This is a genomic window from Paenibacillus sp. VTT E-133280, assembly GCF_002264385.1.
Classification (GTDB): domain Bacteria; phylum Bacillota; class Bacilli; order Paenibacillales; family Paenibacillaceae; genus Paenibacillus_AQ; species Paenibacillus_AQ nitricinens.
The window spans coordinates 83,237-106,772 of record NZ_NFUX01000004.1; the positions used below are offsets into that span (position 1 = coordinate 83,237).

Annotated in this window: 16 protein-coding genes and 1 pseudogene; 15 read left to right on the forward strand and 2 right to left on the reverse strand. The window is 44.3% G+C overall.

What is annotated here, in order from left to right:
* Window positions 1-188: 188 nt before the first annotated feature.
* The 8 genes from CA600_RS03005 (at window position 189) to CA600_RS03035 (ending at window position 13,235) form a co-directional block, all read left to right on the forward strand.
* Window positions 189-1,454 (forward strand): glycoside hydrolase family 125 protein, encoded by a 1,266-nt coding sequence (locus CA600_RS03005; RefSeq protein ID WP_094868861.1) that lies wholly within the window; start codon window positions 189-191, stop codon window positions 1,452-1,454.
* A 44-nt stretch (window positions 1,455-1,498) separates the two neighbouring features.
* Entirely contained in the window at window positions 1,499-2,803 is a 1,305-nt protein-coding gene (locus CA600_RS03010; protein ID WP_094868862.1) for an ABC transporter substrate-binding protein, read from the forward strand.
* 55 nt (window positions 2,804-2,858) lie between these two features.
* The gene (locus tag CA600_RS03015; protein ID WP_094868863.1) at window positions 2,859-3,746 is read left to right on the forward strand and encodes a carbohydrate ABC transporter permease; all 888 of its coding nucleotides are present in this window, start codon (window positions 2,859-2,861) and stop codon (window positions 3,744-3,746) included.
* Between the two features lie 33 nt (window positions 3,747-3,779).
* Window positions 3,780-4,667: a carbohydrate ABC transporter permease gene (locus CA600_RS03020; protein ID WP_094868864.1), complete on the forward strand. Its 888-nt coding sequence runs from the start codon at window positions 3,780-3,782 to the stop codon at window positions 4,665-4,667.
* Window positions 4,668-4,706: 39 nt separating this feature from the next.
* Window positions 4,707-6,239 (forward strand): glycoside hydrolase family 76 protein, encoded by a 1,533-nt coding sequence (locus tag CA600_RS03025; protein ID WP_179281502.1) that lies wholly within the window; start codon window positions 4,707-4,709, stop codon window positions 6,237-6,239.
* A 24-nt stretch (window positions 6,240-6,263) separates the two neighbouring features.
* Window positions 6,264-7,319 (forward strand): glycoside hydrolase family 76 protein, encoded by a 1,056-nt coding sequence (locus CA600_RS31085; protein WP_179281503.1) that lies wholly within the window; start codon window positions 6,264-6,266, stop codon window positions 7,317-7,319.
* Between the two features lie 12 nt (window positions 7,320-7,331).
* Window positions 7,332-8,393, forward strand: a complete 1,062-nt coding sequence (locus CA600_RS31090) for a glycoside hydrolase family 76 protein (RefSeq protein ID WP_256989701.1) — start codon at window positions 7,332-7,334, stop codon at window positions 8,391-8,393.
* A gap of 180 nt (window positions 8,394-8,573) precedes the next feature.
* Complete coding sequence (locus CA600_RS03035; RefSeq protein WP_179281504.1) at window positions 8,574-13,235, forward strand: cadherin-like beta sandwich domain-containing protein; 4,662 nt, start codon at window positions 8,574-8,576, stop codon at window positions 13,233-13,235.
* A 93-nt stretch (window positions 13,236-13,328) separates the two neighbouring features.
* Here the strand turns inward: CA600_RS03035 and CA600_RS03040 are convergent, their stop codons facing one another.
* Window positions 13,329-14,216, reverse strand: a complete 888-nt coding sequence (locus tag CA600_RS03040; protein ID WP_094868867.1) for a fructose bisphosphate aldolase — start codon at window positions 14,214-14,216, stop codon at window positions 13,329-13,331.
* 770 nt (window positions 14,217-14,986) lie between these two features.
* On the opposite strand from CA600_RS03040, the gene zwf reads away from it, so the two are divergent.
* From zwf to CA600_RS03055, 3 genes are all read left to right on the forward strand, one after another.
* Window positions 14,987-16,522: a glucose-6-phosphate dehydrogenase gene (gene zwf / locus CA600_RS03045; RefSeq protein WP_094868868.1), complete on the forward strand. Its 1,536-nt coding sequence runs from the start codon at window positions 14,987-14,989 to the stop codon at window positions 16,520-16,522.
* Between the two features lie 72 nt (window positions 16,523-16,594).
* Window positions 16,595-17,488, forward strand: coding sequence for a phosphogluconate dehydrogenase (NAD(+)-dependent, decarboxylating) (gene gnd / locus CA600_RS03050; protein ID WP_094868869.1), 894 nt, complete (start codon window positions 16,595-16,597; stop codon window positions 17,486-17,488).
* A 166-nt stretch (window positions 17,489-17,654) separates the two neighbouring features.
* Window positions 17,655-18,299: a class I SAM-dependent methyltransferase gene (locus CA600_RS03055; RefSeq protein ID WP_179281505.1), complete on the forward strand. Its 645-nt coding sequence runs from the start codon at window positions 17,655-17,657 to the stop codon at window positions 18,297-18,299.
* Between the two features lie 85 nt (window positions 18,300-18,384).
* Here CA600_RS03055 and CA600_RS03060 read toward each other — a convergent pair whose 3' ends face one another.
* Window positions 18,385-19,140 (reverse strand): DeoR/GlpR family DNA-binding transcription regulator, encoded by a 756-nt coding sequence (locus tag CA600_RS03060; protein ID WP_094868924.1) that lies wholly within the window; start codon window positions 19,138-19,140, stop codon window positions 18,385-18,387.
* A gap of 458 nt (window positions 19,141-19,598) precedes the next feature.
* Here CA600_RS03060 and CA600_RS31675 point away from each other — a divergent pair.
* From CA600_RS31675 to rhaD, 4 genes and pseudogenes are all read left to right on the forward strand, one after another.
* Window positions 19,599-19,728, forward strand: a pseudogene (locus CA600_RS31675) (lactaldehyde reductase); the annotation flags it as partial.
* Between the two features lie 27 nt (window positions 19,729-19,755).
* Window positions 19,756-21,222: a rhamnulokinase gene (rhaB, locus tag CA600_RS03070; protein WP_094868870.1), complete on the forward strand. Its 1,467-nt coding sequence runs from the start codon at window positions 19,756-19,758 to the stop codon at window positions 21,220-21,222.
* A gap of 38 nt (window positions 21,223-21,260) precedes the next feature.
* Window positions 21,261-22,517 carry an L-rhamnose isomerase gene (gene rhaA / locus CA600_RS03075; protein ID WP_094868871.1) on the forward strand — a complete coding sequence of 419 codons (1,257 nt, stop codon included), beginning with the start codon at window positions 21,261-21,263 and terminating at the stop codon, window positions 22,515-22,517.
* Window positions 22,518-22,566: 49 nt separating this feature from the next.
* A complete protein-coding gene (rhaD, locus tag CA600_RS03080; protein ID WP_094868872.1) occupies window positions 22,567-23,412 on the forward strand; it encodes a rhamnulose-1-phosphate aldolase in 846 nt (281 codons plus the stop codon).
* Window positions 23,413-23,536: the final 124 nt, after the last annotated feature.

Here is a 23,536-nt window from a genome sequence, read left to right on the forward strand (position 1 = left end):
TGGGATAGGTTTTTTGTTTGTTTTAGATAGATGTTTATCATTACAGAAATATTGATATATCATTATTAATAAATAAACATATTGACATACTAACTACATGACAATATACTAATTTGTGAAAGCGCTTCAAAGGAAAAAGAAAAAAGGGGGTATTATAACTGAAAGCAACCAGAGAAATCCCTGAGTCGATGAAGAAACTGGCATCTAATGTAAAGTTCCAGCTGAATGATCGTCCAAAACTAGCAGAGATGTTCGAGAAATGTATGGCTAATACCTGGAATACAACGTTGAAACGAATGGCGAATGGTACCACTTTTGTCATTACCGGAGATATCCCAGCGATGTGGCTGCGGGACTCGGCCGCTCAGGTTAGACCTTTCCTAATCCTTGCTTCCGAGGATGAAGATATTGCCGACATGATTGAGGGACTTGTACAAAGACAATTCGCCTGCATCCAGCTTGACCCTTATGCGAACGCGTTTAATGAAGAAGAAAATGGGAATGGTCATCAGGAGGATCTAACGGAGATGAGCCCAGGAGTATGGGAAAGAAAATATGAGATTGATTCGTTATGCTATCCGATCCAACTGGGTTATCTGCTCTGGAAGAATACGGGCCGAACTAGTCAGTTCAATGATTCATTTGTTAAGGGTGTAGAAAGAATCATTGCATTATGGACTACCGAACAGAAACATGAGAGCGATTCCAACTATCTTTTTCAACGCCTGAACTGTCCATCTACGGATACATTAGTACGTGAAGGAAAGGGGACGTTGACAGCTTATACCGGAATGACTTGGTCTGGATTTCGTCCTAGCGACGATGCCTGTGAATACGGGTATTTGGTTCCTGCCAATATGTTCTCTGTGGTTGTTTTAGAGTATGTGTGTGAAATTGCCAGAGAGATTCTAAAGGATCAAGAACTGGAATTGAAAGCCAGAAGACTTTCTGAACAAATTAATGAAGGAATACGCCAGTATGGAATCGTAGACCACCCAGAGTTTGGGTCAGTTTATACCTATGAAGTAGATGGCCGCGGACAGGTGAATTTGATGGATGATGCCAATGTGCCGAGTCTACTTTCTATCCCTTATTTGGGTTATGTGAGTGCCGAGGATCCTATCTACAAAAATACCCGAAAGCTTATTTTAAGTAGCTATAATCCTTATTTCTTCGCAGGAAAAGAGGCTGCTGGTATTGGAAGTCCGCATACGCCACCGCGTTACATCTGGCCTATCGCTTTAGCGATTCAGGGAATGACATCTACCAGCGATGAAGAACAGGATTCCTTGCTTAATCTGCTGGAGAAGACGGATGCGGGCACCGGATTTATGCATGAAGGGTTCCATGTAGATCATCCGGATGAATATACACGTCCATGGTTTTCTTGGGCAAATATGATGTTCTGCGAGCTGGTGCTTATGCGCTGCGGTATGCAAGTGAAGCGAAGCTGATATTTGCAAGGTTGTAATTATCAACGCTAAAGGGGATTGAGAACATGAAAAAATGGCTGGTTACCATGCTTGCGCTAGTTATGACTACATCTCTTATCGCAGGCTGCGGGGGGACGAACGGATCAACCGATAAAGGAACAGGAAATGCAGGGAAAACTGGAAGTAATGTTGGGAAGAAAACGGAGCTTACCTTTTGGGGTGACTGGGGCGGAGAAGGGCAGAAGCAATTCGAGACCATGGTGGATGCTTTTAATAAATCGCAGGATAAGATCCATGTGAAATACGTGCTACAGCAGGATATGATTACGAAATTCCTGACTTCAGCAACGAATGGCGGTACTCCAGATGTGCTGTTTTGGGATCGCTGGAGAACTTCGTTGTATGCGCCTAAGAACGTGCTGCATCCAGTGGACGAATACTTAACGCGTGACGGCCTTTCCAAAGATGATTTCTACGCTGAATCGCTTCGTGAACTCTCATATGCTGATAAATTATACGGGTTGCCACTTACGGTAGATGCTCGTGCTCTTTTCTATAATAAAAAACTGCTTGCAGATGCAGGACTTCAGCCTCCAACTACGTGGGATGAGCTAGAAGCAGCAGCTACTAAACTGACTAAATGGAATGGTAATAAATTGGAGACCGCAGGGTTCTCTATGGGAGATTTGGGGCTTTTTAATATGTATCTTCAACAGGCTGGCGGCACCATGCTTACGGAGGATGGAAAGACCAATTTTAACAATGATAAAGGCAAACAGGTGCTAGAGTTCTGGGATCGCCTGATGAACAAAGATAAGGTGTATAAAGTAGGGTTCGAGCTTGGACTTGGGGAAGGGCAGGATGCTTTTGTCACAGGCAAGGTTGCTATGTTGTATTCCGGTCCGTGGATGCTCAGCACTTATAACAAATATGGTAAAGATTTAGATTATGGAATCGTTCCCCCTCCAGCTGGACCAAACGGGGATAAAGGCAGTGTGATGGGCGGATTTGGTCTGGTGATTCCAGAAGGTTCCAAACATAAGGATGAGGCATGGGAGTTCATCAAATGGTGGACGGCGAACAAAGATAATGCGCTGCTCTGGGCAAAGACCAGTCTGAATTTGCCGGGCTTTAAGCCGTCCATGGAAGATCCGTTCTTCAAGGATGATCCCAAATGGCAGCCGTTTCTTGAAACATTGGAGTTTGCTAAGGTCCGTCCAAATCACCCAGGTTATTCTGTGATGGAGACCGATGCGTTGGCACCTAATTTGCAGCTCAATCAGCAAAACAAGATGAGCATTGAAGAAACCTTGAAGAAATCTCAAGAAGAGGGCGACAAGATGCTTAAGGATAATGAGGCAGTGAAGTAAGACATTAGAAGCGATGGGGAGGTTCTGCCTCCCTTTTGCTTAGGAGGGGGAGCTAATGGCTTCTATCAGAAGACTTGAAAAACATCAGGCGCGGACGGCTTATTTGTTCATTACACCCACGGTGTTGCTGTTTACAGTATTCACGGTGATCCCCGTGTTCATGGCATTATATCTAAGTTTCACTAACTATGATGTGCTCAGTAGAAACGACTGGATCGGTTTTGATAACTATCGTCGATTATTAGAGGACAGTCTGCTGTGGAAAACATTCCAAAATGTATTTCTGTATTCGATTGTTTTCGTCCCATTAAATATCATTATTTCGTTATTACTTGCGATTCTGCTTAGTCGCACATGGCGCGGGGTGAAATTGTTCCGCACGTTGAATTATCTTCCAACACTTACATCCGCAGTTGCTGCGGCTACCGTTTGGATTTGGCTTTTACATCCTGAATTCGGATTAGTTAATGGGTTGTTGTCTTATGTAGGTATAACTGGACCCGCTTGGTTATCCGAGACTCGGACGGCGATGCTGTCGATTATCATGCTCACATTATGGCAGTCGGTAGGTTCGAATATGATTATTTATTTAGCAGGTCTGCAAGGCGTGCCTGATTATCTTTATGAATCCGCAAGGTTAGATGGAGCCAATAAGCTCGATTGTTTCCGGTATATTACATGGCCGCAGCTACGACCAACGACCTTTTTAGTCAGTACGATGGCTATTATTGGTGCTCTGCAGTTATTTGATCAGGCTTTTGTGCTAACGCAGGGAGGTCCGGCGAATATGACGAAGACTCCAGTCTATCTGATCTATCAGCAGGGCTTCAATCAGCTGCAAATGGGATATGCGTCGGCACAGGCATTTGTGCTTGCTGTGGCTATTCTCATTTTCTCATTAATAAACATGCGGATCTCAAAGGCGGAAGAGCCCATTGTATAGGGTGGGCTTGCCGAGGAGAAGGAGGTTTAAGGTATGGATAATAGCGGAGGATCGCTACTAAAAAGAAACATAAGTAAATCAATTTATTATATAGCCTGCATTGTTATTGCAATTGTAATGTTCCTTCCCTTTTATTGGAGCGTACTTACATCCCTGAAGCCGGACGAAGAAATATTCGCCATGCCGATTCGATGGTTTCCATCACATATAACCTTTGAGCATTACCGCAAAGCGTTCACAACGGTTCCGTTTGCCCTATTTTTCTGGAATTCACTTGTGCTTGCTGTGGCTGGTGTGCTGGCGAATTTGTTCTTCGGTTCCCTCAGTGGTTACGCGTTCGCGAAGCTGAAATTTAAGCTCAATAAACCGATATTCCGCGTGTTGCTAGCAGCGATGATGATCCCGGGCATTGTGACGATGATCCCGACTGTTTATGTCATGCGTCATCTTCCGCTCTTCGGAGGCAATGATATTTTTGGAAACGGTGGAAACGGATTGATGAACTCCTTCTGGGGGATTATTCTGCCGGGAGCCTCCGGAACCTTTGCGGTGTTCTTTATGCGGCAATTTTTCCTTACACTGCCTAGTGACATGATGGAAATGGCCCGAATCGAGGGTTGTGGAGAATTTAAAATCTTTTGGCGCATTTACTTGCCGCTGACGAAACCTGCACTTGCTACCCTAAGTATTTTCACTTTTCAAGCGGGATGGAATAGTTTCCTATGGCCAATGATTGTGCTGAATGACCCGGATAAAGCGACGATTCAAATGGGGCTTCAAGCCTTTTCGTATAATTTCCAAACCGATTATGGTCCAATGATGGCTGGAGCGTTGGTAGCGATCATACCGATACTGGTGCTGTTTTTAGCGCTTCAGCGTTATTTTGTACAGGGGATAGCGTTCAGCGGGATTAAGGGTTAAGGGTTAAGGGCTTCATAACCTATCGGGGAGATGATGTTTGTGTTGAATGCCTTGAAGAAAACGTCGTTATTCGCACGTGGCGCGTTGGCGGCGGTTTTGCTTATTGCCCCTTTTAGTGGATATCAGCGAGCGGATGCGTTTACGGCGGCCAATGCCGATACGGCTATGAATAGCTTTGTTAATACTTTCTATGATGCATCTGCAAAATATTTCTACACAAACAGCGACCATCTTATTCATTCCGAACATGCTAGTGGTCCAAACGGTGGGCTGTATACCGATTTTTGGTGGGAGGCCCAGTTATGGGAGACGGTCATGGACGCGTATGAGAGAACGGGCAGTAGCACGTATCGAACGATGATCGATGATATCTATACTGGATTTAATGCGAAGTATCCCGATATGATGCTCAATGATTTCAATGATGACTTAGGTTGGTGGGCCTTGGCTTGTATGCGTGCTTACGAGATTACAGGCACTGCTGAATACCGCAACCGAGCCTCTTTTCTATTTGACCAAATCTGGAGCGATTGGGATTCGACCTATGGTGGCGGGATATGGTGGAAGAGAGATGGGACCTCACCTCAGAAAAATATGGCTACAAACGCTCCGATGATCATGACAGCCATCAAGCTCAAGACTGCGACTGGAAATGCGGATTACTTATCGAAAGCACAAACGATGTACACCTGGATTAAAAGCAGGCTTGTTAACGGAAGTAAAGTGAATGATCATGTGGAAGGCAGTGGTTCGGGAACGGTCGTGGACTGGGATTTTACCTATAACTATGGAACTTTCTTGGGGGCTGCTCTGGCGATGAATCAGGCGACAGGGACTAGTTCTTACTTGACCGATGCACATACCGCCGCAGCTTATGTGATGGATAAGATGACGCTTTCTTATTCCTTGATGTACGAGGGCGAGAACGATTCGCCGGGCTTTAAAATGGTATTCGCCCGCAATTTGAACCAGTTGAGATTAGCCACAGGTAACACATCCTACTTAAACTTTTTGCAGCAAAACGCTACACAGGCTTTTAATCATCGCCGGGCATCGGATGGCATTATTGACAGTGACTGGACTGCACCCGCTCGGAGTGGTTACATCCAGAGTATCGCTGCGGGAGCAGGCGCGTCTATTCTACAGCTTGTCCCTGCGGATAATTACACCGGGCCTATAGCTGGGAATGGCATTTATGAGGCTGAGAATGCAAGATTATATGGCATCAATAATGAATCCTCACAGCCAGGATTTACTGGAAGAGGTTATACGGCGGGTTGGAACACCAATAATACGCGGATAGAATTCCATGTGAATCAGAACAGTGCAAGTACGCGGACAATTAGCTTCCGTTATGCAGCAGGAGCTGGGAATGCTGGACGGTATGTCAAAGTGAACGGAACGGTCATAAGTAATAATTTGATTTTTACAAGCACAGGCGGCTGGAGTAATTGGAATACGGTCACGCTGAATGTACCTTTGAACGCTGGCTATAATTCGATTGAGATCGGCTATGATACGGCCAAGGGCAATAATAACTATTTGAATCTCGACAAAATGACAGGTCTATAAGATCGGAATAGGGAGAGCGTCTAAATGAACAAATTGGAGATTGGGGTTTGGGAGGAACGGGCGAATCAAGCGCAGGAAGCGTTGGATACGTTATTCTGGAATGAAGCAATCAAAATGTATAATATCGAAACACCATGTCCAAACGGAGCATGCAATACGATTTTTCATTATTGGTGGATGGCTCATGCCGTGGATGTACTCGTAGATGGATTACTGCGAACTGGAGAGAAACGGTACGCCGAAAGGCTTGCTGCGCTTCACACAGGTCTTCTTAAGCGGAATGGGGGAGTGTGGCCTAATGAGCTGTATGATGATATGGAATGGATGGCTCTTGCATGGCTGCGTGCATATGAGGCAACAGGACTAGAAGTTTATAAAGTAACAACCCTTCTTCTATGGAAAGATATCCAGACCGGCTGGAATGAGCATATGGGTGGTGGGATCGCTTGGCAGAAGACACAGTTAGATTATAAAAATACACCTGCCAACGCACCTGCTGCTATTCTTGCAGCGCGGTTGTATCAAGCTTTTGGAGAAGCTGAGGATTTCGACTGGGCGCTAAAAATATACAACTGGCAAAAAGGGCATCTCGTAGACCTGGAGACGGGATTTGTATGGGATGGCATGAATCGAACCGGCGATGGCTTGATTGATAAGGATTGGAAATACTCCTACAACCAAGGTGTCTATATTGGTGCAGCAGTAGAGCTGTATCGTATCACTAAAGGGCAGGGTTATTTGGATGATGCTCGCCAAACCTTTACTTCTGCTGCCCGTGAGCTCGCTGAACCTGAGGGCGGTGTTCTTCCTGACGAAGGGAATGGTGACGCAGGACTGTTTAAAGGGATCTTGATCCGCTATACAGCAGAATGGGTCAAGATGGACTTTACAGCAGTTGAAGCTGTTGATTTCCTGCGTACAAATGCTGAATGTCTCTGGGAACAAGGGAAGTCCGTTGACGCAGTCTTGTTCGGTACAGATTGGACTTCGGCATCCAATGGTGTCATCCAGCTAAGTTCCCAACTCAGTGCGATCAAGTTACTGGAGAAAATGAGCGAATTGACTAAGGAACAGGTCTGAGGTGATCTATTTATGACACAACCGAAGGAAACGCTGGAGATGATCAACTGGAAGGAACGGGCGGAATGGTTCCAACAATGTATAGAGCGTAATTATTATAATGCTGAGACGGGTATCATGAACCAATGGTATCCCAGAGCGTATAACGTTGAGGGCGAGAATTTTTATTATTGGTGGCAGGCGCATGTCATTGATATTCTTGTGGATGGTTATGAGCGCAGCGGAGATCCTGCTTATTCCTTGAGAATTAAAGAGCTCAGTCAAAGTCTTCAAGTCTATAACGGTGGGACGTTCTTGCATAATTATTATGATGATATGGAATGGACCGCATTGGCGTTGTTGCGTGCTCATAGAGTCTCGGGTGATGAAGCTTATTTAAGCGCTGTACTTGATCTGTGGGCGGATATAAAAACCGCTTGGAACGATAAGCTCGGTGGGGGAATGGCGTGGAAGAAGGATCAGCTCGACTATAAAAATACGCCTGCCAATGCGCCCGCTGCCATTCTAGCCGCCCGTTTATATGAACTTTGTCATAAACAGGAAGATCTGGAGTGGGCACTCCGCATTTATGAATGGAACCAGATGAATTTGGTTGATCCGGCTACAGGTTTTGTGTGGGATGGCATGAACAGACTTGGGGACGGACAAATCGATTTCGACTGGGAGTTCACGTATTGTCAAGGTGTGTTTCTAGGTGCTGGCCTTGAGCTCTATAAGAATACGGGTGACGCCCGCTACTTGGAAGATGCGAATCGAACCGCTGAGGCTTGTATAGAACGTCTATGCAATAAGGATACACTGATGCTTCCTGATGAAGGGATTGATGATACAGGGTTGTTTAAAGGGATTCTGATCCGCTACTTCGTACAGTTGTGTAAACAATCTCCTGAGGCAGCCCGCATTCATGAGGTAATAATGGCCAATGCTAACCGCTTATGGGAAGTGGGGCTGGATAAACAGTTAGGTCTTTGTAGTCCATCGTGGGAAGTGAAACCGGATCTTCCGGTTCAGCTGAGCGCCCAGCTCAGCGGCTTGATGCTGCTGGAGGGTGCAGCGGCACTGATGGAAGTATAAGATACAGGTTTTAAGATAACCAAAATGTTAGTGGATTTAGGGATTTACCTTGCCTGTAGGCGTGGTGAAGCCCTTTTTTGCGTGAGATAAAATATCTAATCATGCATTTCGTTTTACGTTCCTATGACATTCAGTTGATATAATGATCTGAATTTTGAAATGGGAGAGGGGTCAATCAATTTGAAAAAAATAGTTCAGCGCTGGATTTCTGTCGCCCTTGTGACAGCAATGGTGGTGCAATCCTTATGGGTTCTGTCGGGGACGGGCTATGCGGCCGCAGAATCGGCGAACACCGATAATCTGGCGGAGAACATAGTAATCAGCCATTTTTATGGAGGGAAAAAAGACGATGTTCTCGATGTGTACTCAAGCGACTTTGTTGAATTATTTAATCCTACGTCGAAGCCTGTTTCATTAAACGGCTGGTCTATACAATTCGCTGATAACCAGAAAAACAACTGGAAGATAGCAAATTTAGGCGCACCGACAGCACAGATTCCTGCTTACGGCTATTATTTGGTAGCGCTTGGCAGCAACGGAAGTGTCGGAGCTGAATTGCCACAAGCGGATGCCGTGGAGAGTTCTTTTAAACTAGGGAATAACAGCGGTAAGCTAGCCCTATTAAATACGAACCAAAAACTAACCGACAATGATCCGATGAAAGATTCGCTAAAGGATAATGTCGTGGATTTCGTTGGCTACGATGCGGTAGATGCTTTTTGGGGAAGTCCAGCGCCGCAGGCTGGCAAGCAAAATACGATGCAGCGCTTAGTGTTCGATCCATTGGAGCCTGTGACCTACCAGACTTCGGCATCCTTCCCGAATAGCGGAAACAACTGGGATACGAAGAACAACGGAAAGGACTTTGAAAAAGTCAAAGGCGCAAAGGCCCGGAATTCCAGCAGCCCGGCGGCTTATGCTGTTGTGGAGAATAATCAGACTGTACAGATGAAGTCCAGCTCTGCCGTAGATTCAGATCATAATACTATTATTCTGAAAGCCTTCAATGCTGTTCTAAAACAGGGAGTATGGGCTTCGGCTGATTTCAACGTATTCGGTCTTCCGGCAGGTTTATCTGCAACGGCAGCCGCTAGTGGGGATCAAATCACTATTACGATTTCTGGAAATGGCTCTGGCAATTTAGATTTAGATTCTGATGCCAATCTTACGTTTAATATTCTTCCTGGGGCATGGAATCAGGCCAACAAGCCAACTGAACCAGTGAGTGTTTATCAAAAGACCAATACAGTGACCTTGGTTAAGTTTACGCCTTCCAATAAAATTGTAGCTGTTCCAGATTCCTCTACGATCCCTATGAGCAGCGCGAAGAATGTAAACGCACTTCTGCGGTTGAAGGTTAATGCAGGTGTTGCTGTTGATGGCTCCCTAAGTGCAAATGCTTACAGCGTGGAGGGGCTTCCTGCCGGAGATTGGAAGCTTACGGCTGAAGGACAAAGCAGCAGTAATACGATCACTATCGCCATCTCTGGTGCAGCAACATTACCGGTTATGGACACTGTGCCGCTTAATGTGACTTTGAAGCCGCAGGCAGTACAGGATAGTGGTTGGGTAGAATCCGATGGGATCGGAATCTTATTACTCCGGTATAGTCAACCGGTTATTTCTGACGAAGCTCGAAAGCAAGTGGTTGAACAAAGAATTATAGCGGACAATACCGGATTTAATGATCCGGTTACTAAAGCATATAAATATGGAAGTAATGCGATGGGAGCTAATGCTTATACTTTTTTACGGGGTGCGAATTCATTGTTCAAGTCCGATCAGGCGAATCATCTCATTCCATCTCCCGATTCGGTTATCGCAGGGTGGAAAGACAAAGATATTCAAACCTACACACAAGGTGATGCCCATATTCAGAATGTGGGAACCTTTAATGACAGCACAGAAACGATGGTATTTAGTCTGAATGATGTGGATTCTGCGGGAATTGGAAGCTTCTATAACGATTTGGTTCGTTTTGTGACAAGTGTTTACGTCGTGAAATATGATAAAGACAGTTCTGGCATCTTAAATTTACAGGACGCTGATTTCCGTGAAGTATCTGATAAATTCTTGGAAACGTATAAAGATACTCTAGTAGAAATTAATAATGACAATAGTAAGAAGACTACCAAGTTGACCAAAAGCAATGTCACGCCTTACACGAAAAACGTAATGGACAGTGTCTCCAAGGTGTCTTACCCTGAGGCACTGCAAAAACTATTAGGTAAACGCACCTTGAACGGAAAAATTAACATCGCCGGCAATTCGGATAAGTTTGAACTTGCAACTGAGGCTGAAATGACATCCTTGCGTGCAGATTGGGAAAATTATAAGACTCAGGTCAGAGGGAATTTCCCGAACCTAACCGACGAGCAATTTGAGGCTTATTTCACCATCAAGGACATCGCGCGCCGTATCCACCAAGGGATAGGCAGCATCGGTGTTGAACGCTATAACGTGCTGATCGAAGGTCGAAGCGTGGCGAACACGGATGACATCCTGCTTGATGTGAAGGAACAGAATACCAGTGCGTACATCTCCAAAGACGCTTATATCAAGACAGCGGTAGACCCTGATATTTATCTGGGTGTAGTCGAAGCTGCGAACCGTTCTTATCTGATCCGGGAAGTCTCGCCATATAAAGGAGATTACACAGATAAGCCATTCAAAAATAAAGATGAATTGGAGCAATATTTAATAGATGCGGCAAAAGCCTATGCTTATTCGGATTCTCGTCTAGACAAAGTATCCGAAGCATTGAACTACAAATTTGAAGAGCGTTTTGTGATGGATGTACTTCCAGTCTGGAACGATCTTAAGAGCTTCATTCTGAATGCTGCCGAGGATTATTCACACCAAGCGGTAGCGGATTTTGCATTAGTCCAAAGCGATATGCTGGCAGGCAAGCTCATTGATGTCTCGACACTGAATGATTTGACTGTTCAGACAGGTACGTTATTCCCGTCATTCGCTACCGGTATCACCCAGTATGCAGTTAAGGTAGAACACTCCGTCGATTCTATTGAACTAATGGCGAAGGCTACCGATGACAAAGCGGAGTTGACTGCCCAAGGACAACCCTATAGCAACGGAACCGGAATTTCATTTGAGCTTTCAGTTGGAACGAATGAAATCCCATTCACAGTGATGGCGCGGGACGGCTCTACCAAGACTTATACCGTGATCGTGACAAGATCTAAGGCAGAAGAAGTGAAAGGTGTTACAGACTTGAGTGCTCTTACATTATCTAGCGGCACATTGGACCCTTCATTTGCTTCAGAAACCACCGAGTATTCGGTGCATGTGAATAAGGAAGTAACAGGCATTACGGTAACAGCTAGTGTGTACGATAGCTCAGCCACACTTACGGTGAATGGTAAACCGTCCACAAGCGGCCAGCTCAGTGACATGATTCATCTAGAGGTTGGAAGCAACAACATTCCGGTTGTGGTGACCGCGGTCGATGGCACGAGTAAAACCTACAACGTAGACGTTGTAAGAGGAGCTGAGGAAGCAGCCAGTCATGACATGGATTTAAGTGCTCTGATGCTGTCTAAGGGTACGCTGAACCCGGCCTTTAAACCAGAGGTAACAGACTATACTTCTAAAGTGGGCAATGAAGTGTCCAGCATTACGGTAACAGCAAGTGTATATGACAGCTCTGCTGCCTTTACTATAAATGGTACTCCGGCAGTGAATGGACAAACCAGTGAAGCGATTAGTTTGAATGTTGGCAGCAATGTTATTCCGATTATAGTGACATCATCAGACGGTATCCGCAAGACGTACTCTTTGACTGTGATCCGAGCTGAAGCTGTTACAACGCTACCAACGGAGCCTTCTAATCCGTCGACCTCGACAGGAGGGACGAATCATGTTAATCCTTCGGTCAATAGCGGAACAGTCACAGTAAATGGTGGTGTACTGTCTTTGAACGGGATAGAAATTAATGTTCCGGCTGGGGCAAAGGATAAAGGATTTACGGTAACAGTAACTAAACTAAGTGATATCTCGAACCTTTTCACTGAAGTAGAATTGAAATTGCTGGGTGATATTTATGAGATCATCAAGAATGTGGAAGGGGATTTTGCTAAAGCGATCACAATTACACTACCTTTTGATAAGCAGAAAGTGGACTTTAACAAATCCGATGTAGGGTTGTACTGGTTGAACGAGCAGACGAAAAAGTGGGTGAAGCTGGATAATCTGCAACTGGATCTGGAAAGTGGAACGGTGTCGGGAACAGTTACGCATTTTACGAAATTTGCTGTTCTGGTCTCTGATAAAATAGTGGCACCCACCCCTTCACAGGATGTGAATTTTGTTGATATGAAGGGACATTGGGCTGAAGCGAGCATCAGAGATCTGGTTAAACTCGGTGCGATTAATGGCTATCCGGACAATACTTTTAAACCAGATAGTAAGATTACAAGAGCCGAATTCGTAACGATAATCGTCAAAGCCTTCCAGCTTCAGGCTGAAGTGGGCAAAGTGTTTGGAGACACGAAGACGCATTGGGCTAATGAAGCCATTGCAACTGCATCGGCCCTCGGTGTTGTTAATGGCTATAACGATGGTAACTTTGGACCAGACGAGATGGTTACTCGTGAGCAGGTAGCTGCAATTGTCGTTCGCGCAGCGCACCTCTCAGAAGCAGAGATGAGTGTGAACTTCTCGGACGGCGCCAAGGTCTCCGCCTGGGCTCGTCCTGCGCTGGGCGCAGCAATAGCTGAAGGACTTCTTAAGGGTTATACAGATGGAACATTGAAGCCACAAGGCAGTACTACTCGTGCTGAAGCAGCAACTATTATTCTGAGAGCACTAGCTTTAAAAAAGTAAATCCAAATGAAAGGGCTGTTTCCTGGCAGGCATTCACCTGCCAAGGAAACAGCCCTTTTATGTGTCTGGCATCTTCACGAAGAGAAGAGCTGCTTATTGAATAGAGGCAGCATATATCGCTTCTACAGATTTGGAGAGGAGCGCGTTAAACTCTTCGTCTGACTGCCCGGCGCTTAGTCCTTGCGATAACGCACGCGAGAAGCTGGCGATTAATCCTTGATTACGGGCGAGTTTATCGTTGGCCTCTGCTTGTGTGTAACCGCCGGACAAAGCGACAATTCTTAAAACGTGAGGATCATCCATTAATTCACGATAGAAGTTATTCTCCGTGGGGATGGAGAGCTTAAGCATGACCTTCACATCTTTGCCCAGCTTAGACAATTGAGCTGAAAGTTCTTCTTTTAACAGCTTTTCGGACGCTGTTTTATCATCAGAATGGATATCAACCTCAGGTTCGATAATCGGGACCAGTCCCGCTTCTAAAATTTGCTTGCCGACTTCAAATTGCTGTTCAACCACTTTTTTGATGCCGGAAGGATTGGCTTCTTTAATCACCGAGCGCATTTTCGTTCCAAAGATACTCCGTTCGTTGGCCCGCTTCAGAAGATCACTTAAGCCGGGAATTGGCTTCATGAGCTGTACCCCGTTTTCTGGTTCGGCAAGTCCTTTATCGATTTTCAAAAAGGGCACAATGCCTTTTTCCTCCCACAGATAATCAGCAGTATATTTTCCGTCGATGAGACGGTCCATTGTGTTCTCGAATAAGATGGCACCCAGTATATACTTCGAATCAAATGCAGGGCTCTTGATAATGCGCGTTCGCATCTCGTGAACCATTGCATACATTTGATCTTCATTGGAGTAGCTGTCCTCTGTAATGCCATATTGCAGCAGCGCTTTAGGTGTACTTCCACCACTTTGGTCCAAAGCAGCTATAAATCCCTGTCCCGTCCGAATTCGATCCCATTGTTTCATATTCATGAAAAAATCTCCTTCCTTTCGTGAACTGAATGGCTATTCATGCGTTCTTTAATTATAACACTTAATATACTGGCCTTAAACAAGAGGCAGGGTGAATAAGGGGGTAGCCGTCCAACATGAGTGGGTCTCAAGCAAGGAGTTAAGGGCTTCTGCGTCCGATTCAACCAAGGAGATCAGCACGAGTTGACGTAACGGACTGCTTTGCAACTATTGGTCTAGTTTGTGCATTTTTTGAGAGAAATCGGACTGTTTAGCTCTTATCATCTCTCGGAAGCATACTCTGATAATCTTCCTCGAAGAGGACCTTTTTTATGCTTGAAAATCTAAGTTGAGATAAAGCAAGATCGATTTGTAATATTTTATTGACGTCGTCCATTTTAAAATGATCAATTACTTGAAGTTAGTTTAAAGATACAAGGGAGCGTGAGTAAAGTTGACGACTGGAAATTTTATTCTTGTTACTAATTGGCTGTTGTGATGGATTTTAAACCGGAGGGAGAGGATTCAAGTTTGTTAAAGCCGCACTGGGATTGGAATTTTTCTTTAATCAACGTGAATATCCGAGTAATTTAATGCGAATGATCCCATACTATTTTCTTTGTGACATTAATCATAATTTCCAATTCACAGCTTTGTGAAAATAATAACTTTTCGTAAATGTCGAAATGAGGTTGACGTATGAAAATATCAGTCGTATGATTGATTCTACTGAGTATGTTAGTAATTAAAAGTAAGTATATAAATAATATATAACAACAGGAGGAATGAAAGTGGAATCATCAACATTTGTGCTATTCGGCGCTACAGGAGATTTGGCAAAACGTAAAATCTATCCTGCACTATATAACCTCTTTTTAGATGGTCAAATTTCAGGTCCTCTTTCTGTGATTGGATTAGGAAGAAGAGAAGTTTCGAATGAAGCCTTCCGTAAGCAAGTTCTGCAATCCTTACAGACTTTTTCCAGACAACCAGCGGTTGACTCACCGCAATTGCAGGTGTTCTTGGAAGCTTTTGAATATAGTGTTCTAGATGTGGGGAATACCGAAGATTACTTGAAGCTCCTGGAGCATGTTAAACGTCGCGAGCAGTTGTTCAATATTCCAGAGAATCGGATGTTCTATTTGTCTGTGGGTCCTGAGTTCTTCAAGGAAATCGCTGCTAATATTCACTCAAGCGGTCTGGGTTCCACGAAAGGCTGGAAGCGTCTGATTATTGAGAAGCCTTTTGGCACAGATTTAAAATCAGCAAGAGAACTGAATGATAGCTTGAATGCCGTATTTACTGAAGAAGAAATCTTCCGTATTGACCACTTCCTGGGTAAACCGATGGTCCAGAATTTGGAGGTTCTGAAGTATTCTAATCCAGTGCTAAGAGCACTGTGGAAAAATAGATATATCGCGAATGTTCAAATTACAGCGAGTGAGACTGTCGGCGTTGAAGAACGGGCAGGATATTATGATAAAGCTGGTGCACTTCGTGATATGTTCCAGAACCATATGCTGCAGTTGATGATGATGATGGCAATGCAGCTTCCTAAAGGCAGTACACCTGAAGAAATCCGTGGGAAGAAAATATACGTCATGGAACATCTCATTCCAATTAGCAAAGATGAGGTTAATAAACATGTTGTCCGTGGACAATATGCAGAGGGTGAAATTAAAGGGAATGCTGTAACAGGTTATTTGAATGAGCCGGGAATTAATCAATCCTCGCAAAATGAGACGTTTATCGCAGCGCGTTTATTTATAGATGATCCGCTATGGAATGATGTACCTTTCTATGTTCGTACTGGGAAGAGAATGAAGGAGAAATCCACACGTATTGTTATTGAGTTTAAAGAACCGTTTAATGATAGTAATAACTTGAATAAAGGAAATGACGTACCGAATTTACTAATTATCGAGATTGGACCGAATGAAGCCATAACGCTACAGCTTAACACGAAAGATCAGCTGCAAAAAGGAAAGCTTGAGCCTGTCCGCGCGACTTATGAAGCGGGTACCTCAGATGTTCCGGAAGCCTACGAGAATCTAATCTTCGATGCACTTCGTGGAGATGCTACCTTCTTCGCTCACTGGAGAGAAGTAGAGCTGTCATGGCAGTGGGTTACACCTATTCAGGAAGCGATGGAAGAGGGGCTTATGCCACTTCACACTTATGCGTCAGGATCATATGGTCCAGATGCGGCTATGGAGCTATTGGGTGAAGATCGCTGGTGGTTCGATGAGGCAGATCAGGAGACAGAAGTTACGTCTGCTCAAGCTGAAGTTGCAGCAACGCAAGAATCTATACGGCCAGGGGCGTAAGCCCCTGCCTGTTTTTTTTACCAAATTTGGAGAAATTACATCACAAGAAGCTATATATCGGAGGGGAATTACATGAAAGTAGGATTAGTTGGATTAGGAAAAATGGGCTTTAATTTGGGCCAGAATTTGCTGGATCATGGGCATGAGGTTGTCGCATTTGATTTGAATGCACCTGCTGTGGAGGAAATGAAAGCAAAGGGCGCTAAAGGAGCAGTGACACTTACTGAACTGGTACAACAATTGGAAACGCCTAGAATCATTTGGATTATGGTACCACATCAGGTTGTGGACTCTGTCATCGCTGAGATCACACCTTTGTTATCCAAAGGAGATATCGTCATAGAAGCGGGGAATTCCCATTATAAGGAATCCATTCGCCGTTATGAGCAATTGAAAGAATACGGAATCAGCTTTATGGATGCAGGTACCTCAGGAGGAATGGAAGGCGCGCGGAACGGCGCTTGTTACATGGTTGGTGGAGATCCTGAAGCTTGGGAGGTTGTGGAGCCCATCTTCCGTGATACGGCTGTGGAAAGCGGCTTTTTATATGCCGGTAAAGCTGGTAGCGGCCATTTTCTGAAAATGGTGCATAACGGTATCGAATACGGCATGATGGCTGCCATCGGTGAAGGCTTTGAGGTGCTGGAGAAGAGTGAGTTTGATTACAACTTTGAGGAAGTCGCCCGGGTGTGGAATCATGGATCTGTTATCCGTTCTTGGCTGATGGAACTGGTTGAACGTGCGTTCTCGAAAGATGCTAAATTGGATGAGATCAAAGGGATTATGCACTCCTCCGGAGAAGGCAGATGGACCCTCGAAACCGCATTTGATCTGCAAGCTGCAACACCAGTGATCGCGATGGCGTTATTAATGCGCTACCGTTCACTTGAGACCGATACCTTCACTGGTAAAGTAGTGGCTGCACTCCGGAATGAATTTGGTGGACATGCCGTTGAAACGAAGTAATTAATGTTAATCATTAGCCCGAATTTCCTCGCAATTCATTCTGCGGTGAAATTTGGGCTTTTGTTTTGCAAAAATTAATAAATGGAGAGAATAGATCGAGTACGACTTTAATCCTTTTAACATATTTTAGAGTTAGATGGGGAAATTACGATAAGGGGGAGTTGACATGCGAAACGGAATTCGAGAAAGAATTCATTTTCTGTATAAATTTCTGCATGCGCCCCGACAATTAGGAAGCGTTACTCCCAGTTCACGCTGGCTGGCAAAAACGATGCTCGACATCCTTCCGTGGCAAGAAATGCATAACATAGCTGAGCTGGGTGCGGGCACTGGAGCCATCACAAGATTTATTCCAAGCAGGGAAGAGACCGGGATGAATGTGCTCCTGTTTGAGAAGGATCCTGATTTTCGTCATCAACTAAGACTTAAATTTCCTGGCCGTATTTTTCTAAACGATTGCCTGCGGCTAAGGCTTGCACTTCATAATAGAAGGTTAGAGAAGTTAGACTGCATCGTGAGCAGTTTGTCTTTTAGGAATTTCTCAGCCTCAGATCGAACGCTTTACTTTGAACAAATCATCTCTTCTTTAAAAGAGAGTGGCTGGTTCATCACTTTTGAATATTTTCCTCAAATGAAGAAGGAATTAATGCAACATTTTGATATAGTGAGTGTTAAATGGGTGCTGTTAAATTTCCCGCCAGCGCTTGTTTACATCTGTAGGAAGAAGGCTTCTACACAAGTAAAGCAGGCAGATCCTATTCATTCTTCCATAGATGTAATATCAATTTCTCAGGTTTCTACAGAAAGATAAGGCTGAAAAATACAACAAATGCCGTCACCCATAGCGCAATGGGAACGGCATTTGTTAAATTAGGCTCAGTATGTTATTACCTATGTTAATAGAGAACCTCAATATTGTCCTCGTTCAGACGTTTCAGCCAAGCTTCAGAAGGCTTACGGTCCGTGATCAAGAAATCAATTTGGCCAAGCTCAACCAGCTTCGTAAAAGCAGTCTTATCGAATTTGGTGTGATCCGCCAGGAGCACGACCTTGTTCGCTTGCCGCAGCATGAACTTCTTAAGCTCACACTCCGGTTCGTTGGAATCTGTGATGCCTCGTTCCATATCCATTCCTTTACAACTGATGACCGCAGTATCCACATTGTATCTTTGAATGGTGTCATGGGCTACGGGTCCCACCAGCGATAATGACCGGTAGCGAAGTGACCCGCCGGTAGAGATGATATCCATTCCTGAATTCGAGAACACATGCAAAATATTAATGGAGTTTGTGATGATGGTTAAATTGTTTTTGTTGCCGAGCAATTTTAGAAACTCAAAGGCTGTAGAGCTTGGATCTACCATTAATGTATCTCCATCATTGATTAAATCGAGTGCCTTCAAGGCGATTCCCCGTTTAATATCTGTATTCAAGGCATTTCGTGTAACAAAAGGCAGATCCTCATTCGTATGACGATTCAGCATAGCACCGCCATAGGTACGACTAAGGATGCCATCCTTCTCAAGCTTCTCCAAATCTCTGCGTATCGTCTCTTCTGTAACTTCAAACATCCGGCTCAAATCAGAGACCAGTACCCGTTTATCTTGATGGACGAGATCTATAATTTTTTTACGTCTTTCGGCTGCAAGCATAGGAATCACCTTTCCAAAGCTATATTTTACAATCATAGCGCTAAATATCTGTGTTTTGCAATGAAAACAACGTAAAAACATCTGTACTTTCCAATAATATTCACAAAACAGATATAAAACAAACAAAAACAACATAAATTATATTTAAAATGTTGACAACAAAGATTTAGGGGCATACGATGAAGAAGGAAATAATTCCCTTAGAGATTAGTCGAGTTAGTGTGATGCAAGGCCGGCCCAGCTGCTATTCAGAGGCCAGCCTGAGGCGCAGCAGCCGGAATACTGCGCTCTAGAATGCAGAGTAAAGTGATTAAACTTGGTGTTGATGAATTAACATTAGGAGGCTGGTCAAGAAATGAGCACACATGTGTTTTACGTTTCACCCGATCAATATTCGTGAGTAAATGGTGTATGCATTTTTCCTAGGCGGACTTGGTTATTTGCATGCGATGGTGCATCAGCTTGGAGTAGATGAGGTCGATCTTGATCTTTTAGCCAGAGAACTCCATGAAGGACGCTTGTGCACCGGGTAATCCTTTTATTCCTACGAAGGAAGAAGTCATTGCACTATTCAAAAAAATACTATAATTCATCCCTTACTTTAGGAGATTCTTTATGAATAATCATATCGCCGTGGATATTGGTGCCTCTAGTGGGCGGTTAGTACGCGGAATACTGCAAGAGGGCGTCCTCACCTTAGAGGAGCTTCATCGGTTTAGCAATCGTTTTGTAGAACAAGAGGATTCTTATTTCTGGGACATAGATTATTTATTCGAGCAGATTATTATAGGGCTTCAGAAAGCTAAGGGGCAAGGCATTACAGCGTGTACGCTGGGGATAGATACATGGGCTGTAGATTATGTTCTTGTGGATGCAGAGGGAACACGTATTCAAGAGGTTTACGCTTATCGTGATCGTAGAACCGATAAGGCTATGGATGAGGTAGCTAAGCATATTTCTCCTCAAACTATATATGAAAAGACTGGTATTCAACAGTTATCTTTTAATACGTTGTATCAGCTTTATGTTCACAGTGAAGAAGAAATAGCCCAAGCGGATCAAATTTTACTCGTGCCTGATTATCTGTATTTCAGATTAACGGGGTGCAAGATCAATGAGGTTACTAATGCATCTTCAACTCAGCTATTGAATCTAGAGAGTCGAGATTTCGATAATGACCTGTTGGATTTTCTGAATATTAAAAGAGATCAATTCGCTACATTGACTGAACCTGGAGTAATTATTGGCCCCCTCGATGAAGCACTATTTCAGGAATATGATCTTCCGGATTGCCAACTGATCTGTGTAGCCACACATGATACAGCTTCTGCAGTGCTGGGTGCCCCTCTTCAAAGGGACTCCGCGTATATCAGCAGTGGAACATGGTCATTGCTCGGTGTTGAACGAACTCAGCCACTCAATTCTATGATGGCCATGAAGGCCAATTACACCAATGAATGGGGCGCATACGGAACCTATAGATTCCTCAAAAATGTTATGGGCCTTTGGCTCATCCAAGAGGTTCGCAGGCTAATGGACGATCGTTATAGCTTTGCGGAACTAACAGAGCTTGCACATGGAGAAGAAGGCTTCCGGAGCCTGATCTCCTGTAATGATCCAAGATTTCTCAATCCTTCAAATATGATAGAAGAGATTCGTAATGCCTGCGCAGAGAGCGGGCAGCCTGTTCCTGAGACGCCAGGTCAGTTGGCTCGCTCTATTTTTGACAGCTTGGCATTAACGTACCTTACTTACTTGGAAGAACTAGAAGAATTAATAGAAAGCCGGATCGAGGTTCTGCAAATTGTGGGTGGAGGTGCTAACAACAGCCTGTTATGCCAACTGACTGCTGATGTTATAGGCAGAGAAGTTAAGGCTGGCCCAACGGAATCCACAGCACTTGGTAATCTAGTGGTGCAGATGATTAGCACGGGAAGCCTAACTGATATTAATGAAGCAAGAGATATTATCGCTGAATCATTTGAGATAAAGTCGTTCACACCGCGCCAGACCGCTCATCTTGAAGAAATTCTAATTCGCTGGAAAGAGCTTCAGTTGTCCAAAATACAACATCAAATCTAATTAAACTTACGCTATATGATTTTAGGAGGTACTACAGCATGGATCAGAGTATTATCACTAGCTATAATGAAGCCAAAAAATTATACGCAGCCCACGGGATTGATGTGGAGAACGTGCTGGAGCGGCTCGCGCAAATTAAGATTTCCATCCATTGCTGGCAGGGCGATGATGTACAAGGGTTTCTTTTTAAAGATAAAGAACTAAGCGGGGGAATAGCGGTAACAGGAAGTTATCCCGGCCGAGCTCGCACGCCAGATCAACTGCGTCAAGATTTAGAAAAAGCATTATCCCTTATTCCTGGTAAGCACAAAGTAAATTTACATGCGATCTATGCAGATACAGATGAAAAAGTTGATTTAGATGAATTGGAGCCACGCCATTTCCAATCTTGGGTAGACTGGGCGAAAGAGCAGGGGCTGGGCCTTGATTTTAACCCTACTTGTTTCTCACATCCTAAAGCTGCAGACGGTTTTACGCTAAGTCACTCTGACGAGAAGATTCGTAACTTCTGGATTAAGCATTGTAAGGCTTCGCGGACGATTGCTGAACATTTTGGTAAAGAGCTGGGGCAGCCTTGCGTAACTAACTTTTGGGTGCCAGACGGATATAAAGATGCACCAGTCGATCGTTTAGCGCCAAGAGTGCGGTTAAAGGAGTCGTTGGATGAGATTTTCAGTGTGGAAATAGATCCTCTTTATAATATTGATGCTTTAGAAAGTAAATTGTTCGGAATCGGTTCTGAGAGTTATGTGGTTGGATCACATGAGTTCTATATGGGCTATGGTTTAACTCGCGGTAAAGCTATCTGTTTGGATGCCGGACATTTCCATCCTACGGAGATGATCTCAAATAAGCTATCTTCGATTCTTATGTTTAGCGAGCAGTTGCTGCTGCATGTAAGCAGACCCGTCCGTTGGGACAGTGATCACGTTGTAACGATGGACGACGAGCTGCTGGAAATTGCCCGTGAACTGGTGCGTGGGGATTTACTCTCCCGAACGAATATCGGACTCGATTTCTTTGATGGCAGTATTAATCATATCGCTGCTTGGGTGATTGGTACACGCAATACCATTAAGGCGTTACTTCGCGCAATGCTCGAACCGGTGGAAGAATTAAAGAGAATAGAGCGGATTGGTGATTACACTTCACGACTAGCGCTTACGGAAGAATTCAAATCGTATCCGTTTGGAGCCGTGTGGGATTATTATTGTGCATCACAAGATACATCCGTTCGGGAGCAATGGCTGGCGGAAGTGAAGAGTTATGAACAGGAAGTTCTGTCTGCAAGATAGAGTGCTAGAGTGGATGTGGAGAGCAGCATATACAAAGGAGAGATTGACAATGAGTACATCTGTTTTGGAATCCAAAGGGTATATTGCAAGTAGTGAGGCTCCATTTATTCAGGAAATGTCAGAGATTACCCGTCATATGTGGGAGCTTGGCTGGGATGAGCTGAATGGCGGTAATGTCAGCTATCTGCTGGATGAAAATGAGGTTGCTAAATATATTAACGTCCTAGAGCCACTACGCACCATTAAACTTACCTTCCCTGTAAAAGAATTAGCCGGCAAATACTTCATCGTGACAGGCTCTGGCAAGTATTTCAGAAATGTGATCAAAGACCCGGAAGCCAATCTCGGTGTGCTTCGTGTTAGTGCCGACGGTGAAAGCGTAGAAGTGTTATGGGGATTACGGAACGGGGCTGTACCTACAAGTGAATTGGCTTCACATTTCATGAGCCATATTGAGCGACTGAAGGTTGACCCTACGCACCGTATCGTATTGCATACACATGCTACGAATGTTATCGCGATGACCTTCACGCATGATCTGGATGAATTGAAGTTTACGAAGACGCTTTGGGAAATGTGCACAGAATGCCTTGTTGTTTTCCCGGATGGCGTTAGTGTCATTCCATGGATTGTTCCTGGCAGCAGTGAAATCGGCCGCGAAACGGCTAAGAAAATGAAGGATCACCGCCTAGTGATCTGGCCGCAGCACGGGATTTTCGGCACAGGCTCCACTATGGATGCCACTTTTGGTCTAGTAGAGACTGTTGAGAAGGCTGCTAAGATCTACAACTTGATTGGCGGAAGAGAAATGAAGCAAAAGATCACGGATCAGCAGCTGTGGGATTTAGCTAAGGCGTTCGGAGTAACTCCAAAAGCTGGTATTCTTGAGGGTTAAGAAGTTCGTAATAGGATAAAACCGGGCATTCGCAGATTTTGCGAGGTCCGGTTTTTATGATTTTTTCTTACATGAAGATCTTAAAATTTGCATTTCCCATCTTTTGGGTGGATAATAAGCTTAC